The organism is Microbacterium sp. LWH12-1.2, from assembly GCF_040675825.1.
In the GTDB taxonomy this organism is placed as follows: domain Bacteria; phylum Actinomycetota; class Actinomycetes; order Actinomycetales; family Microbacteriaceae; genus Microbacterium.
In genome coordinates this window covers 1,500,747-1,514,605 of the sequence record NZ_JBEGIJ010000001.1, presented here as the reverse complement: position 1 = coordinate 1,514,605, position 13,859 = coordinate 1,500,747, and the positions used below count along the sequence as shown (strand labels likewise).

Below are 13,859 nucleotides of genomic sequence, written 5' to 3'. Positions count from 1 at the left end.
CGGTTCGCGATGCTCACCAGCGGGGCTGGTCACCCGACCAGGGGCGTGGAGCCTCGAACTCGAACCAGGGGAGCACCGGCCGGGTCGTGAGGATCTGTCGACCGGCGACGGTGAACCTCGCCGCGTGGGCGGTCGTGTCGATGTCGGCATCCGATCCGGGCTCCTGGCGGCGCGGCATCCCGAGCAGCTCAGCGGCGATACGGCGGAGCGACGTGCTCGCCCGCCAGTTGCCCCCGTGCAGGCGGCGGCGCTCGAGCAGGATCATCGCGGACGCGGCGAGCAGATAGCCGGCACTGTGATCCAGGGCCTGGGCGGGGAGTGCGCCTGGCCGCCCGGCATCGGCGGACTCGATGACCGCGATTCCGGACTCGGCCTGCACGAGGCTGTCGAAGCCGCGCCGCGCCGGCTGCTCCGCTCCCCATGCGCTCAGATCCAGGACGATGGTCCCCGGATGCTCCGCCGCCAGGGCATCCGGAGCGAGACCGAGGCGGGCGAGCGCGCTCGGGTGATAGCCGAGGACGACGACATCGGCTCCGGAAAGCAGTTCGCGGAATCTGTCGGAGCGTGCATCCAGCAGGGCTGAGCGCTTGCCGTGACCGGTGTCGAGGTGCTGCCATTCCGGTTCGGGGAGGTGCGGCGGGTCGATCCGCAGCACGTCGGCACCGAGCAATGCGAGAGTGCGGGTGCACACCGGCCCGGCGATCACACGGGTGAGGTCGAGCACGCGTACGCCCTCCAGCGGTCGGTCGCCGGGGGAGTGCCGGAGAACGCGTGCCGGTGCGCCCTCGGTGTGCTGAATCTCGACGATCGGACGCTCGCGCAGTGCGGCATCGAACTCCGGACGCTCATCGGCCACTTCGACGGCGAGTCCACCCGCGCCGGAGATGCGGGCGCACGCCTCCCGCGATCCGATGCTCGCAAGGGCGGCGGAGATATCCCGAGACACGGCGGTATCGGTCAGCTGAAGCGCGGCGCGCATGGCGGCGGCGTGGTGCGGGTAGTTGCCGTGCGTACGGATCCAGCCATCGGATGTCACCCAGAAGCCCGAGTACGGCGACCACACCGATGGAGCGGCGCCGTCGATGCGCAGCATTCGGTCGCTGCGGTACGACAGTGCGATCCGCACCGGGTCCATTGCCGTGAGGTCGGCGGCCGCGCGTCCGGAGGCCAGAGCCGCCGCGGCGACGCTGGCCCACGCGAGGTCTCCGGTCGAGAGCCGGGAGGGGAGCGGAACGACGGGTGGCGCCGGGAGGTCGATGAGACGCCCGGGATCCCCGCCGAGCTCACGCCAGAAACGGGTGAGAACGCGCACGCCCGCATTCATGAAGCGGCACGGGCGTGGCGATGCTGAGACATGGTGCGATGCTACTCCGAGCCCCGCGCTGGGCCGAAATACCGGCTGACCCGGGAGAATCCGCCACGGGCCGTCCACGACACGCCCGGGAGGGGTGCCCCGATTTGCCAGATCCCCGGGATCCGCGTAACTTATTACTTGTTCGCCCCACAGGGAAGCGGAGAGGCCGAGAGCTTCACCCCCCTCAAGCGGAGAACCACCTCCCGATCCACTCTCTTGAGAGTTCAGGCGCTTGCGTCTAGGATGGGAGATTCCACCTCTTCTGCAGCTTGTTTCGGCTGCGCAGCGGATCTCAGATCTGCTCAGCGCGTCGATTTGACAAGCGGGAGGAAGTGGGTAAGATAGAGAAGTTGCCCTTCGGGCCTGGTCGTGGTGGCTGGGTCGTGGGAGCATCCGATCCTTGAGAACTCAACAGCGTGCACTTGTCAAATGCCAAATTATCCTCGTCCAAGCCTTTTTGGTTTGGTTGAGAATTCCTTTGGATCAAAGACCAATCCCCTTTGTGGGGGTTGGCATTCGGATGAAGTCAGCAATGAATTTGTCTCTTTGGTCGGTATCAAACTCGCTGCGTCACCGTTTTCCCGGTGGGGTATGCAATTTCTTTTTATGGAGAGTTTGATCCTGGCTCAGGATGAACGCTGGCGGCGTGCTTAACACATGCAAGTCGAACGGTGAAGCCCAGCTTGCTGGGTGGATCAGTGGCGAACGGGTGAGTAACACGTGAGCAACCTGCCCCTGACTCTGGGATAAGCGCTGGAAACGGCGTCTAATACTGGATACGAGACGTGACCGCATGGTCAACGTTTGGAAAGATTTTTCGGTTGGGGATGGGCTCGCGGCCTATCAGCTTGTTGGTGAGGTAATGGCTCACCAAGGCGTCGACGGGTAGCCGGCCTGAGAGGGTGACCGGCCACACTGGGACTGAGACACGGCCCAGACTCCTACGGGAGGCAGCAGTGGGGAATATTGCACAATGGGCGGAAGCCTGATGCAGCAACGCCGCGTGAGGGATGACGGCCTTCGGGTTGTAAACCTCTTTTAGCAGGGAAGAAGCGAAAGTGACGGTACCTGCAGAAAAAGCGCCGGCTAACTACGTGCCAGCAGCCGCGGTAATACGTAGGGCGCAAGCGTTATCCGGAATTATTGGGCGTAAAGAGCTCGTAGGCGGTTTGTCGCGTCTGCTGTGAAATCTGGGGGCTCAACCCCCAGCCTGCAGTGGGTACGGGCAGACTAGAGTGCGGTAGGGGAGATTGGAATTCCTGGTGTAGCGGTGGAATGCGCAGATATCAGGAGGAACACCGATGGCGAAGGCAGATCTCTGGGCCGTAACTGACGCTGAGGAGCGAAAGGGTGGGGAGCAAACAGGCTTAGATACCCTGGTAGTCCACCCCGTAAACGTTGGGAACTAGTTGTGGGGTCCATTCCACGGATTCCGTGACGCAGCTAACGCATTAAGTTCCCCGCCTGGGGAGTACGGCCGCAAGGCTAAAACTCAAAGGAATTGACGGGGACCCGCACAAGCGGCGGAGCATGCGGATTAATTCGATGCAACGCGAAGAACCTTACCAAGGCTTGACATATACGAGAACGGGCCAGAAATGGTCAACTCTTTGGACACTCGTAAACAGGTGGTGCATGGTTGTCGTCAGCTCGTGTCGTGAGATGTTGGGTTAAGTCCCGCAACGAGCGCAACCCTCGTTCTATGTTGCCAGCACGTAATGGTGGGAACTCATGGGATACTGCCGGGGTCAACTCGGAGGAAGGTGGGGATGACGTCAAATCATCATGCCCCTTATGTCTTGGGCTTCACGCATGCTACAATGGCCGGTACAAAGGGCTGCAATACCGCGAGGTGGAGCGAATCCCAAAAAGCCGGTCCCAGTTCGGATTGAGGTCTGCAACTCGACCTCATGAAGTCGGAGTCGCTAGTAATCGCAGATCAGCAACGCTGCGGTGAATACGTTCCCGGGTCTTGTACACACCGCCCGTCAAGTCATGAAAGTCGGTAACACCTGAAGCCGGTGGCCTAACCCTTGTGGAGGGAGCCGTCGAAGGTGGGATCGGTAATTAGGACTAAGTCGTAACAAGGTAGCCGTACCGGAAGGTGCGGCTGGATCACCTCCTTTCTAAGGAGCAACTGGCAGCTTTGCTGTCCAGACCCCAGATCGGGCCCGTTCGTGGTTCGCTGGGAGCTCATGGGTGGAACATTTGACATGGTGCGATTGATGAGAGTTTCTTCTAGTACACCGCTTGCGGTTGGAACGGGGAGGGTTTCGGATGTCGTGCCTGCACGCTGTTGGGTCCTGAGGGACCGGATGAGCTTTGACCTTTCGGGGTTGTGAGCGCAGTCGGTTACTCTGGGCCTCTTTCTGTTTCCCCCGGTTTTGTGGGGTTGTGGATTGGGGCACCGCCCGTACTTTGAGAACTACACAGTGGACGCGAGCATCTTGCAATGCACTCTTTGAGTGTGTTGCACAAGATGATCTTAAAGATCATTAGTCAATTTCAGATCCAGTTTTAGTGACTGGGTCGAGTTTTTGATTCAAACTCATGTGATTTCAAGTCTTTAAGAGCAAACGGTGGATGCCTTGGCATCTGGAGCCGAAGAAGGACGTAGCAATCTGCGATAAGCCTCGGGGAACTGATAAGCAAGTTTTGATCCGAGGGTGTCCGAATGGGGAAACCCCGCTGGGCGGCGTGCCGACCTAGTGACTCCCGCCTGAATATATAGGGCGGGTAGAGGGAACGTGGGGAAGTGAAACATCTCAGTACCCACAGGAAGAGAAAGCAACCGCGATTCCGTTAGTAGTGGCGAGCGAAACCGGAACAGGCTAAACCTAGCGTGTGTGATAGCCGGCAGGTGTTGCACGTTGGGGGTTGTGGGACTTTTCAGTCATTTCTGCCGAGATGGCGGCGTTACAAGAAGGTATAGACGAACGGTCTTGAAAGGCCGGTCATAGAGGGTGCCAACCCCGTAGTCGAAATGCCTCTCTTGGCGCGAAGAGTATCCCAAGTAGCACGGGGCCCGAGAAATCCCGTGTGAATCTGTCAGGACCACCTGATAAGCCTAAATACTCCCAGATGACCGATAGCGGACAAGTACCGTGAGGGAAAGGTGAAAAGTACCCCGGGAGGGGAGTGAAATAGTACCTGAAACCGTTTGCTTACAAACCGTTGGAGCCTCCTTAGTAGGGGTGACAGCGTGCCTTTTGAAGAATGAGCCTGCGAGTTAGCGATATGTGGCGAGGTTAACCCGTGTGGGGTAGCCGTAGCGAAAGCGAGTCTGAATAGGGCGATTCAGTCGCATGTCCTAGACCCGAAGCGAAGTGATCTATCCATGGCCAGGTTGAAGCGACGGTAAGACGTCGTGGAGGACCGAACCCACTTAGGTTGAAAACTGAGGGGATGAGCTGTGGATAGGGGTGAAAGGCCAATCAAACTTCGTGATAGCTGGTTCTCTCCGAAATGCATTTAGGTGCAGCGTTGCGTGTTTCTTGCCGGAGGTAGAGCTACTGGATGGCCGATGGGCCCTACAAGGTTACTGACGTCAGCCAAACTCCGAATGCCGGTAAGTGAGAGCGCAGCAGTGAGACTGTGGGGGATAAGCTTCATAGTCGAGAGGGAAACAACCCAGACCACCAACTAAGGTCCCAAAGCGCGTGCTAAGTGGGAAAGGATGTGGAGTTGCTGTGACAACCAGGAGGTTGGCTTAGAAGCAGCCACCCTTGAAAGAGTGCGTAATAGCTCACTGGTCAAGTGATTCCGCGCCGACAATGTAACGGGGCTCAAGCACGCCACCGAAGTTGTGGCATTGACATTATTGGTAGGCCTTCGTGGTCCAGCCGTGTTGATGGGTAGGAGAGCGTCGTGTGGCCAGCGAAGCGGCGGTGTGAACCAGCCGTGGAGGCTACACGAGTGAGAATGCAGGCATGAGTAGCGAATGACGTGTGAGAAACACGTCCTCCGAAAGACCAAGGGTTCCAGGGTCAAGCTAATCTTCCCTGGGTAAGTCGGGACCTAAGGCGAGGCCGACAGGCGTAGTCGATGGACAACGGGTTGATATTCCCGTACCGGCGAAGAACCGCCCAAGCTAATCCAGTAGTGCTAAGTGTCTGAATCCCAGTGACTGATCCCTTCGGGGTGACGCTCTGGGCCTAGCGCACGACCCCATTCTGGTGCGGTTAGCGTATTAACAGGTGTGACGCAGGAAGGTAGTCCAGCCGGGCGATGGTAGTCCTGGTGCAAGTGCGTAGGCCGAGTCGTAGGCAAATCCGCGACTCACATAGGCTGAGACACGATGCGGATAAAAAGTGGATGATCCTATGCTGCCAAGAAAAGCATCGACGCGAGGTTCAAGCCGCCCGTACCCCAAACCGACTCAGGTGGTCAGGTAGAGAATACCAAGGAGATCGAGAGAATCGTGGTTAAGGAACTCGGCAAAATGCCCCCGTAACTTCGGGAGAAGGGGGGCCTTCGGCGTATAGGGATTTACTCCCAAAAGCGTTTGGAGGCCGCAGAGACTAGTGGGTAGCGACTGTTTACTAAAAACACAGGTCCGTGCTAAGTCGCAAGACGATGTATACGGACTGACGCCTGCCCGGTGCTGGAAGGTTAAGAGGACCGGTTAGCCGCAAGGCGAAGCTGAGAATTTAAGCCCCAGTAAACGGCGGTGGTAACTATAACCATCCTAAGGTAGCGAAATTCCTTGTCGGGTAAGTTCCGACCTGCACGAATGGCGTAACGACTTCCCAACTGTCTCAACCGCGAACTCGGCGAAATTGCATTACGAGTAAAGATGCTCGTTACGCGCAGCAGGACGGAAAGACCCCGTGACCTTTACTACAGCTTGGTATTGGTGTTCGGTGTGGCTTGTGTAGGATAGGTGGGAGACTTTGAAGCGTGGACGCTAGTTCATGTGGAGTCATTGTTGAAATACCACTCTGGTCACTCTGGATATCTAACTTCGAACCGTAATCCGGTTCAGGGACAGTGCCTGGTGGGTAGTTTAACTGGGGCGGTTGCCTCCCAAAAAGTAACGGAGGCGCCCAAAGGTTCCCTCAACCTGGTTGGTAATCAGGTGTCGAGTGTAAGTGCACAAGGGAGCTTGACTGTGAGACTGACAGGTCGAGCAGGGACGAAAGTCGGGACTAGTGATCCGGCAGTGGCTTGTGGAAGCGCTGTCGCTCAACGGATAAAAGGTACCTCGGGGATAACAGGCTGATCTTGCCCAAGAGTCCATATCGACGGCATGGTTTGGCACCTCGATGTCGGCTCGTCGCATCCTGGGGCTGGAGTAGGTCCCAAGGGTTGGGCTGTTCGCCCATTAAAGCGGTACGCGAGCTGGGTTTAGAACGTCGTGAGACAGTTCGGTCCCTATCCGCTGCGCGCGTAGGAAATTTGAGAGGATCTGACCCTAGTACGAGAGGACCGGGTTGGACGAACCTCTGGTGTGTCAGTTGTTCCGCCAGGAGCACCGCTGATTAGCTACGTTCGGGATGGATAACCGCTGAAAGCATCTAAGCGGGAAGCCGGCCTCAAGATGAGATTTCCATACCTTCGGGTGAGAGGCTCCCAGCCAGACTACTGGGTTGATAGGCCAGATGTGGAAGCACGGTAACGTGTGCAGCTGACTGGTACTAATAAGCCGATGACTTGATAACACACCCGTTTGTTGGTGCTACGCGTCCACTGAGTGGTTCTCGATGTACGGTCGAGAACCACATAACAATGACTTTGTTATGTGTTTTGATTGAAACATCAATAGTGTTTCGGCGGCCATAGCGTGAGGGAAACGCCCGGTTACATTCCGAACCCGGAAGCTAAGCCTCACAGCGCCGATGGTACTGCAGGGGGGACCCTGTGGGAGAGTAGGACACCGCCGGACTTCTTTTAAGCAAATGGCCACCCATCGTTGGGTGGCCATTTCGCGTTAACAACACAAAAACGACACAGGGAGAATCATGCCGGAAGAAGGAGAGCGCCGTCCGCGTCGCAACGACGACAACGGATCGCGCGGAGACCGCACTTCTGGTGGTCGTTCCGGCAGCGCTCGTGACTGGGGCGCTCCACGGCGCGACGGTGATCAGCGTCGTTCGGACGCTCCGCGTCGTGACAGTGCTCCGCGTCGTGACGGTGATAAACGTCCTTCTGGCGCTGGTGGCCGCGATGGTGCTCCGCGTCGCGAGGGCGGATACAGTCAGGGCGCTCCGCGTCGTGACAGTGGGTCCCGCTCCGATGGTGCTCCGCGTCGTGAAGGTGGGTTCCGTCGAGACGGTGACAACCGCGGCGATCGTGCGCCCCGCCGTGATGACGGACCGCGCCGTGATGGTGGCCCTCGTTCTGATGGCGCTCCGCGCCGTGAGGGCGGCTACCGCTCAGACGGGCCGCGCCGTGAGGGCGGTTACCGTTCTGACGCTCCGCGTCGTGATGGTGGTCCTCGTTCGGACGGTGCTCCGCGCCGTGAAGGTGGTTACCGTTCCGACGGGCCGCGTCGTGATGGTGGTCCTCGTTCTGACGGTGCTCCGCGCCGTGATGGTGGTCCTCGTTCCGATGGTGCTCCGCGTCGCGAGGGTGGCTACCGTTCCGATGCTCCGCGCCGTGAAGGCGGTCCTCGTTCCGATGGCGCCCCGCGTCGCGAGGGCGGTTACCGTTCCGACGGGCCACGCCGTGATGGCGGTCCTCGTTCCGATGGTGCTCCGCGTCGTGAAGGTGGTTACCGCTCCGATGCCCCGCGTCGCGATGGCGACAACCGTGGCGATCGTGGACCGCGCCGCGATGATGAGCGTCGTTCCTTCCCGCAGCGTGGGGGAGGCGGCCGCACGCGTCCACTGCAGGCAGCTGACGAGCGTCCGCGTTCGAACGACCCGGAGATCCCTGAAGAGGTCACCGCTCGTGACCTGCACCCTTCTGCTCGGAACGAACTGAAGACGCTCAGCAAGGAGAACGCCGATCAGGTCGCGCGCCATCTGGTGATGGCTTCGCAGCTCATCGACGAAGATCCGGCGCTCGCGCACGCCCATGCTCTGGCGGCATCCCGTCGCGCGGGTCGCATCGCGATCGTCCGCGAGACGCTCGGGATCACTGCGTACGCGACAGAGGACTTCGCTCTCGCGCTTCGGGAACTGCGTACCTACCGTCGGATCTCCGGCAAGGATGACCAGATCGCGCTGATGGTCGACAGCGAGCGTGGTATCGGCCGCCCGGACCGTGCTCTCGAGACCGGTCGCGCAGTTGATCGCTCCGCGCTCGAGACTCCGGTTCGTGTCGCGTTGGCCATCGCGATGTCAGGCGCTCGCCTCGATCAGGGTGAGCTCGAGCTGGCGCTCGGTGAACTCGAGATTCCGGAGTTGGACCCCGATCGTGCGTTCGAGTGGAGTCCCGCGCTGTTCGCCGCACGCGCTGCCGTGCTCGAGGATCTCGGACGTGCCGACGAGGCTGTGTTCTGGGCGACCCGTGCCGATGTGGCCGCGGCCGCGCTCGGCATCGACGAGGAAGGCGACGAGGAGATCCTCGTGGAGGACGGCCTCATCGAAGGCGATTTCATCGATGACGAGCTCTCCGCGGATGCCGCAGTCGAAGAGGGATCTCCTGAAGAGACAACTCCTGAAGACGCGGCCGCCGATGAAGCGTCAGGCGAGGAATCCTCGATCGCAGAGGCTTCGGTGCCGGATGCCGACGAGGACGACGCTTCCGTTGTAGACGCGGAGCCCACGGTCGAGGACGAGGTTCGTGAGCTCCTCGGCGAATCCGACGAGGAAGACTCCGAAGACGAGGGCGACGGCCAGCAGGGATCCGAGGCGCCGGAGCAGGACGCGTAGTGGCGCTGTTCTCCAAGAAGCGCCCCACGCGCACGCCTCTGGACGGCGTCGACACGGTCCTGGCGGATCTCGACGGAGTCGTCTACGCGGGCGCAGGCGCGCTTCCGCACGCCGTCTCGAGCCTCAACAAGGCTGCGGAGACCGCGCGCATCGGTTACATCACCAATAACGCCTCGCGGACCGACGCGTCCGTCGCCGCGCATCTGACGAGCCTGGGGCTCGCTGTTGCGCCGTCGGATGTCGTGACCAGCCCGCAAGCGGCGATGCGCCTGCTGACGAAGCTCGTACCGCCACCGGCCACCATCCTGGTGGTCGGAGGCGACGGGCTCGTCGATGAGGCGCAGAAGGCCGGCTATCGAGTCACTCGCAGCGCCGAGGACGGCCCTGCGGCCGTCGTGCAGGGCTTCGCCCCGCAGGTGGCATGGACAGATCTGGCCGAGGCCGCGTTCGCACTGAAGCTCCCGGAGGAAGAAGGCGGCATCCCCTGGATCGCCACCAACACCGACTGGACGATTCCCCAGGAGCGCGGTGTCGCCCCGGGCAACGGCACCCTGGTGTCTGCGGTGCACACCGCGATCGGACGACTCGCGACCGTTGCGGGCAAGCCCGAGGTGCCGATCTTCGAGGAGGCGACCGCTCGTTTCGGTGCGCAGAAGTCGATGTTCATCGGCGACCGCCTCGACACCGATATCCTCGGCGCTTCGCGGGCGGGAATCGACTCCGCGCTGGTGCTCACCGGCATCGATCGGCCCAAGCACGTGCTTGCCGCTCCGGCGGAATCGCGGCCGACCTTCATCCTCAGCGACCTGCGGGAGTTGCACCAGCCCTACCCGCAGACGGTGGAGAAGGATGGGGTCTTCCACGTGAACGACGCCGCGGTGCGCGTGTCCGGTGCCGACGTCGAGATCGTCGCCGAGGGGAAGTCGCAGATTGACCTGCTCCGTGCCGGCGCCGCAGCGATCTGGGCATCAGGTACCGCGGTGTTCGTGCTGCGCGTACCGGAGCGGCTCTACGCCGACCCGTTCCACCGCCCCTGAATCGGCATCCGCCCTGGTACGCCGTGGCATCGCCCGCTGTCCGCCCCTCCGCGTACAGTAGAAGCTGTGAGCGAAGATTCGACGAGCACGCCGACCGACGGTCTGTGGAGTCGCCTGCGCCTGATCGAAGGGCAGCCGCTCCCGGCTCGGGCTGAGGCTTACTCCGCGCTGCATGACGAGCTCTCCCGCCGGCTCGAGGGTGGCGCGAAGCTCGAGCAGCGGGAGACCACAGGATCCCGATGACGCGTCTCGACGTCGCCCTCGCAGCCCGAGGCCTCGCCCGTTCACGCAATCATGCGGCCGCGCTCATCACGGACGGCCTGGTCAGCGTCGACGGCCGACCGGTCATCAAGGCGTCCACACCCGTGCACGACGGTGCCGAGCTCGCAGTCGCCGGCACTGATCACTACGTCGGACGCGCTGCGCACAAGCTCATCGCGGCGATCGATGGTTTCGGCATCGCGGTCGACGGCCGCCTGGCCCTCGATATGGGCGCATCGACCGGTGGGTTCACTCAGGTGCTGCGCGAGCGCGGCGCCCGGCGCGTGCTCGCTGTCGACGTCGGCCACGGTCAGCTCGCTCCCTCGATCGCTGCGGACCCCGGGGTCACACCGGTCGAGGGGTACAACGTCCGCTACATGACGCCGGAGAATCTCGCCGAGGTGACCGGGGAGGACACCCCGCCCGACCTCATCGTCGGCGACCTCTCCTTCATCTCCCTCGAGCTCGTGCTGCCCGCGGTCGCGAAGGTTGCCGCGCCCACCGCAGACGTGATGCTCCTGATCAAGCCTCAGTTCGAAGTCGGACGCACGGCTGTCCGCGGCGGACTCGTCACAGACCCTGCGACCCGAGCGGATGCCGTGGCGCGCACCGTCTGGAGCGCCTGGGATGTCGGACTCAGGATGCTCGGCATTCTGCCGTCGCCTATCGTCGGGACGCACGGCAACGCGGAGTATCTCGTGCACCTTGCACCGGAGCGCGGATCCGATCCGTCAGAATGGACCGAGACGATCAACGCACTGGCGGGGGCACGATGAACGAGCGCTACATCCTGGTCGTCGCCCATGCCGGTCGTGAGGACACCGTCCTGGCGGCCCGACGCGTGGTCGAGGCGCTGCGCGATGCCGGAGCGCGACCCGTTCTGTCGGCCGATGACCGCGCCGAACTCGCTGCGGTCGATGCGGGCTTCGCCGACGTGGACGTGCTCGGCGGCACCGTGGCGCAGTCCGCTCTCGAACTCGCCGTCGTCCTCGGCGGCGACGGCACGATCCTGCGGGCCGCGGAGCTGGTTCGAGGCTGCGGAGCGCCCGTGCTCGGGATCAACATGGGGCACGTCGGATTCCTCGCCGAGATCGAACGCGACGACATGGACGACGCCATGCGGCGCGTCATCGCCCGTGACTACGACGTCGAGGAGCGGATGGCTTTGTCCGTGCGGGTGAAAGACGCCGCCGGAGCCGTGATCTACGAGACCTGGGCGCTCAACGAGGCGACGGTCGAGAAGGCCAGCCGGGAGCGCATGATCGAAGTGGTGCTCGAGATCGACGGCCGCCCGCTGTCCACCTTCGGCTGCGACGGGATGGTCGTGTCCACGCCGACCGGTTCGACCGCGTACAACTTCTCCGGCGGCGGACCGGTGATCTGGCCAAGCGTCGAGGCGATCGCCGTGGTGCCGCTGTCCGCGCACGCGCTCTTCGCGCGGCCGCTCGTCGTCAGCCCGGATGCCGCCGTCGCCATCGAGATGCTGGAGCGCACTGACGGCTCCGGCATCCTCTGGTGCGACGGCCGGCGCTCGCACGACCTGCCGCCGGGTGCACGGGTCGTGGTGCGACGCTCTTCACGCCCGGTGCGACTCGCACGCCTGCATCCCTCTGCCTTCACCGATCGACTGGTGCGCAAGTTCCAGTTGCCGGTCGACGGCTGGCGCGGCCAGAGCGCGGGAACCGCCTGATGATCGAGGAGATGCGGATGCAGGGGCTCGGCGTCATCGCCGATGCGGTGCTGCCTCTCGGGCCGGGGTTCACCGCGATCACCGGCGAGACCGGTGCGGGCAAGACGATGGTCGTGACGGGACTCGGGCTGCTGCTCGGCCAGCGCGCCGACTCCGGCGCCGTGCGCGCCGGCACAGGGCAGGCATCGGTCGCCGGCGTCTGGATCGTGCCATCCGCAGGCGACATCGCCGACATCGTCGCTGATGCCGGCGGCGACCTCGAACCGGCAGGAGACGGGCTCGCCGAGCTCTACGTCTCCCGTACCCTCAGCGCCGAAGGGCGCAGCAGGGCGAGCGTCGGGGGCCGTGCCGCGCCGGCTGGAGTGCTCTCCGCACTCGCCGAGGAACTCGTCGTCGTGCACGGTCAGTCCGATCAGTTGCGGCTGCGCTCCTCCGTGGAGCAGCGCGATGCGCTCGACCGTTTCGGGGGAGCGCTGATCAGCACCTGCCTCGATGCGTACACGGCATCCTTCACGCGGTGGCGCGAACTCGATGCGGAGATCACCGAGATCACGGAGAACCGCGATCGACGCGCCGAGGAGGCCGGCAGGCTCAGGGAGGCTCTCGCGCTGATCGAGGCCACCGCTCCTGAAACGGGGGAGGACACCGCACTCGCGGAACGGGCAGAGAGACTGGCGAACGCGGAGGAGCTGCGGCTCGCCGCGGCGCTCGCCCGGGGCTCGCTGTCGAGCGACGAAGGCGATGCCGATGCCTCAGCGCTCGTCGCCGAGGCGCGGCGCGCACTGGAGCGTGCGACTGACTCGAAGCTCGCGGAGATCGCCGAAAGCCTCGCCGACGTCGGATACCGGATCGCCGATCTGGCAGGCCAGCTGTCGGCCTACCTCGCCGATCTCGACGAGTCCGGTCCGCACGAGCTGGCCGCCGTCGAGGAGCGCCGCGCTGCGCTCACGACGCTGACCCGTGCGCACGGCTCGCTCGACGAGGCTCTCGCACTCTGGGAGACCGGATCCGCGCGACTGGCCGAACTCGACGACGACGGCGAACGAATCGAACGGTTGGAGGCGGAGCGCGACGCGGCGCGAACCGTGCTCGACGAGGCAGCAGCACAGCTGACGGCGGCACGAACCGATGCCGCCACGCGACTGGGCGCAGCCGTCACCGACGAGTTGCACGCGCTGGCGATGCCGGACGCACGCCTCGAGGTTTCCGTCGCCGTCGGTGCGGAGAGCGCGCACGGTCGTGACGACGTGTCGATCCTGCTGGCTCCGCACCCCGGTGCCGAGCCGCGCGCCGTCTCCAAGGGCGCTTCCGGCGGCGAACTGTCCCGCGTGATGCTCGCGATCGAAGTCGTCATCGCCGGCACCGATCCGGTGCCGACGTTCGTCTTCGACGAGGTCGATGCGGGCATCGGCGGCGCCGCGGCGATCGAGGTCGGCCGGCGACTCGCCCGGCTCGCAGAATCTTCCCAGGTCATCGTCGTCACGCATCTCGCGCAGGTCGCGGCCTTCGCCTCGAACCACCTCTCGGTCGTCAAGGCCAGCGACGGCGCGGTCACGGCCTCCAGCGTGCGACGGCTGGAGGGTGCGGAGCGGGAAGCCGAGATGGCGCGACTGCTGTCCGGACTGACGGATTCGGACGCCGCGCTCACACACGCCAGAGAACTTCTCAGCCTCCGCGGCCTTGTTGCCTGATAGGATCGA

Annotated in this window: 8 protein-coding genes and 3 rRNA genes; 10 read left to right on the top strand and 1 reads right to left on the bottom strand. The window is 63.2% G+C overall.

Annotated features, from left to right (window positions below):
* Window positions 1-13 precede the first annotated feature (13 nt).
* Window positions 14-1,312, bottom strand: coding sequence for a CoA transferase (locus tag MRBLWH12_RS07300; protein WP_363547667.1), 1,299 nt, complete (start codon window positions 1,310-1,312; stop codon window positions 14-16).
* 645 nt (window positions 1,313-1,957) lie between these two features.
* Between MRBLWH12_RS07300 and MRBLWH12_RS07295 the strand changes: the two genes are divergently transcribed.
* From MRBLWH12_RS07295 to recN, 10 genes are all read left to right on the top strand, one after another.
* A 16S ribosomal RNA gene (locus MRBLWH12_RS07295) occupies window positions 1,958-3,480 on the top strand.
* A gap of 430 nt (window positions 3,481-3,910) precedes the next feature.
* A 23S ribosomal RNA gene (locus MRBLWH12_RS07290) occupies window positions 3,911-7,014 on the top strand.
* 107 nt (window positions 7,015-7,121) lie between these two features.
* Window positions 7,122-7,238: ribosomal RNA gene (gene rrf, locus MRBLWH12_RS07285) — 5S ribosomal RNA — on the top strand.
* The 16S, 23S and 5S rRNA genes sit together here, the layout of an rRNA operon.
* A gap of 167 nt (window positions 7,239-7,405) precedes the next feature.
* Window positions 7,406-8,278 carry a hypothetical protein gene (locus MRBLWH12_RS07280; RefSeq protein WP_363547664.1) on the top strand — a complete coding sequence of 291 codons (873 nt, stop codon included), beginning with the start codon at window positions 7,406-7,408 and terminating at the stop codon, window positions 8,276-8,278.
* 47 nt (window positions 8,279-8,325) lie between these two features.
* On the top strand, window positions 8,326-9,171 hold the full coding sequence (locus MRBLWH12_RS07275; protein WP_363547661.1) for a hypothetical protein: 846 nt from the start codon (window positions 8,326-8,328) through the stop codon (window positions 9,169-9,171).
* Complete coding sequence (locus MRBLWH12_RS07270) at window positions 9,171-10,208, top strand: HAD-IIA family hydrolase (protein ID WP_363547658.1); 1,038 nt, start codon at window positions 9,171-9,173, stop codon at window positions 10,206-10,208. The genes MRBLWH12_RS07275 and MRBLWH12_RS07270 overlap by 1 nt, the downstream gene beginning before the upstream one ends.
* Window positions 10,209-10,274: 66 nt before the next feature.
* Window positions 10,275-10,451 carry a hypothetical protein gene (locus MRBLWH12_RS07265; RefSeq protein ID WP_363547655.1) on the top strand — a complete coding sequence of 59 codons (177 nt, stop codon included), beginning with the start codon at window positions 10,275-10,277 and terminating at the stop codon, window positions 10,449-10,451.
* Window positions 10,448-11,245, top strand: a complete 798-nt coding sequence (locus MRBLWH12_RS07260) for a TlyA family RNA methyltransferase (protein ID WP_363547652.1) — start codon at window positions 10,448-10,450, stop codon at window positions 11,243-11,245. Before MRBLWH12_RS07265 ends, MRBLWH12_RS07260 begins: the two co-directional genes overlap by 4 nt.
* Window positions 11,242-12,159 (top strand): NAD kinase, encoded by a 918-nt coding sequence (locus MRBLWH12_RS07255; RefSeq protein WP_341974268.1) that lies wholly within the window; start codon window positions 11,242-11,244, stop codon window positions 12,157-12,159. The genes MRBLWH12_RS07260 and MRBLWH12_RS07255 overlap by 4 nt, the downstream gene beginning before the upstream one ends.
* Window positions 12,159-13,850 carry a DNA repair protein RecN gene (gene recN / locus MRBLWH12_RS07250; protein WP_363547649.1) on the top strand — a complete coding sequence of 564 codons (1,692 nt, stop codon included), beginning with the start codon at window positions 12,159-12,161 and terminating at the stop codon, window positions 13,848-13,850. The genes MRBLWH12_RS07255 and recN overlap by 1 nt, the downstream gene beginning before the upstream one ends.
* The last annotated feature ends 9 nt before the right edge of the window (window positions 13,851-13,859 follow it).

Coding starts and splice junctions, on each gene's coding strand:
- MRBLWH12_RS07275 (WP_363547661.1), top strand. CDS start 8,326: ATGGCTTCGCAGCTCATCGACGAAGATCCGGCGCTCGCGCACGCCCAT.
- MRBLWH12_RS07260 (WP_363547652.1), top strand. CDS start 10,448: ATGACGCGTCTCGACGTCGCCCTCGCAGCCCGAGGCCTCGCCCGTTCA.
- MRBLWH12_RS07255 (WP_341974268.1), top strand. CDS start 11,242: ATGAACGAGCGCTACATCCTGGTCGTCGCCCATGCCGGTCGTGAGGAC.
- recN (WP_363547649.1), top strand. CDS start 12,159: ATGATCGAGGAGATGCGGATGCAGGGGCTCGGCGTCATCGCCGATGCG.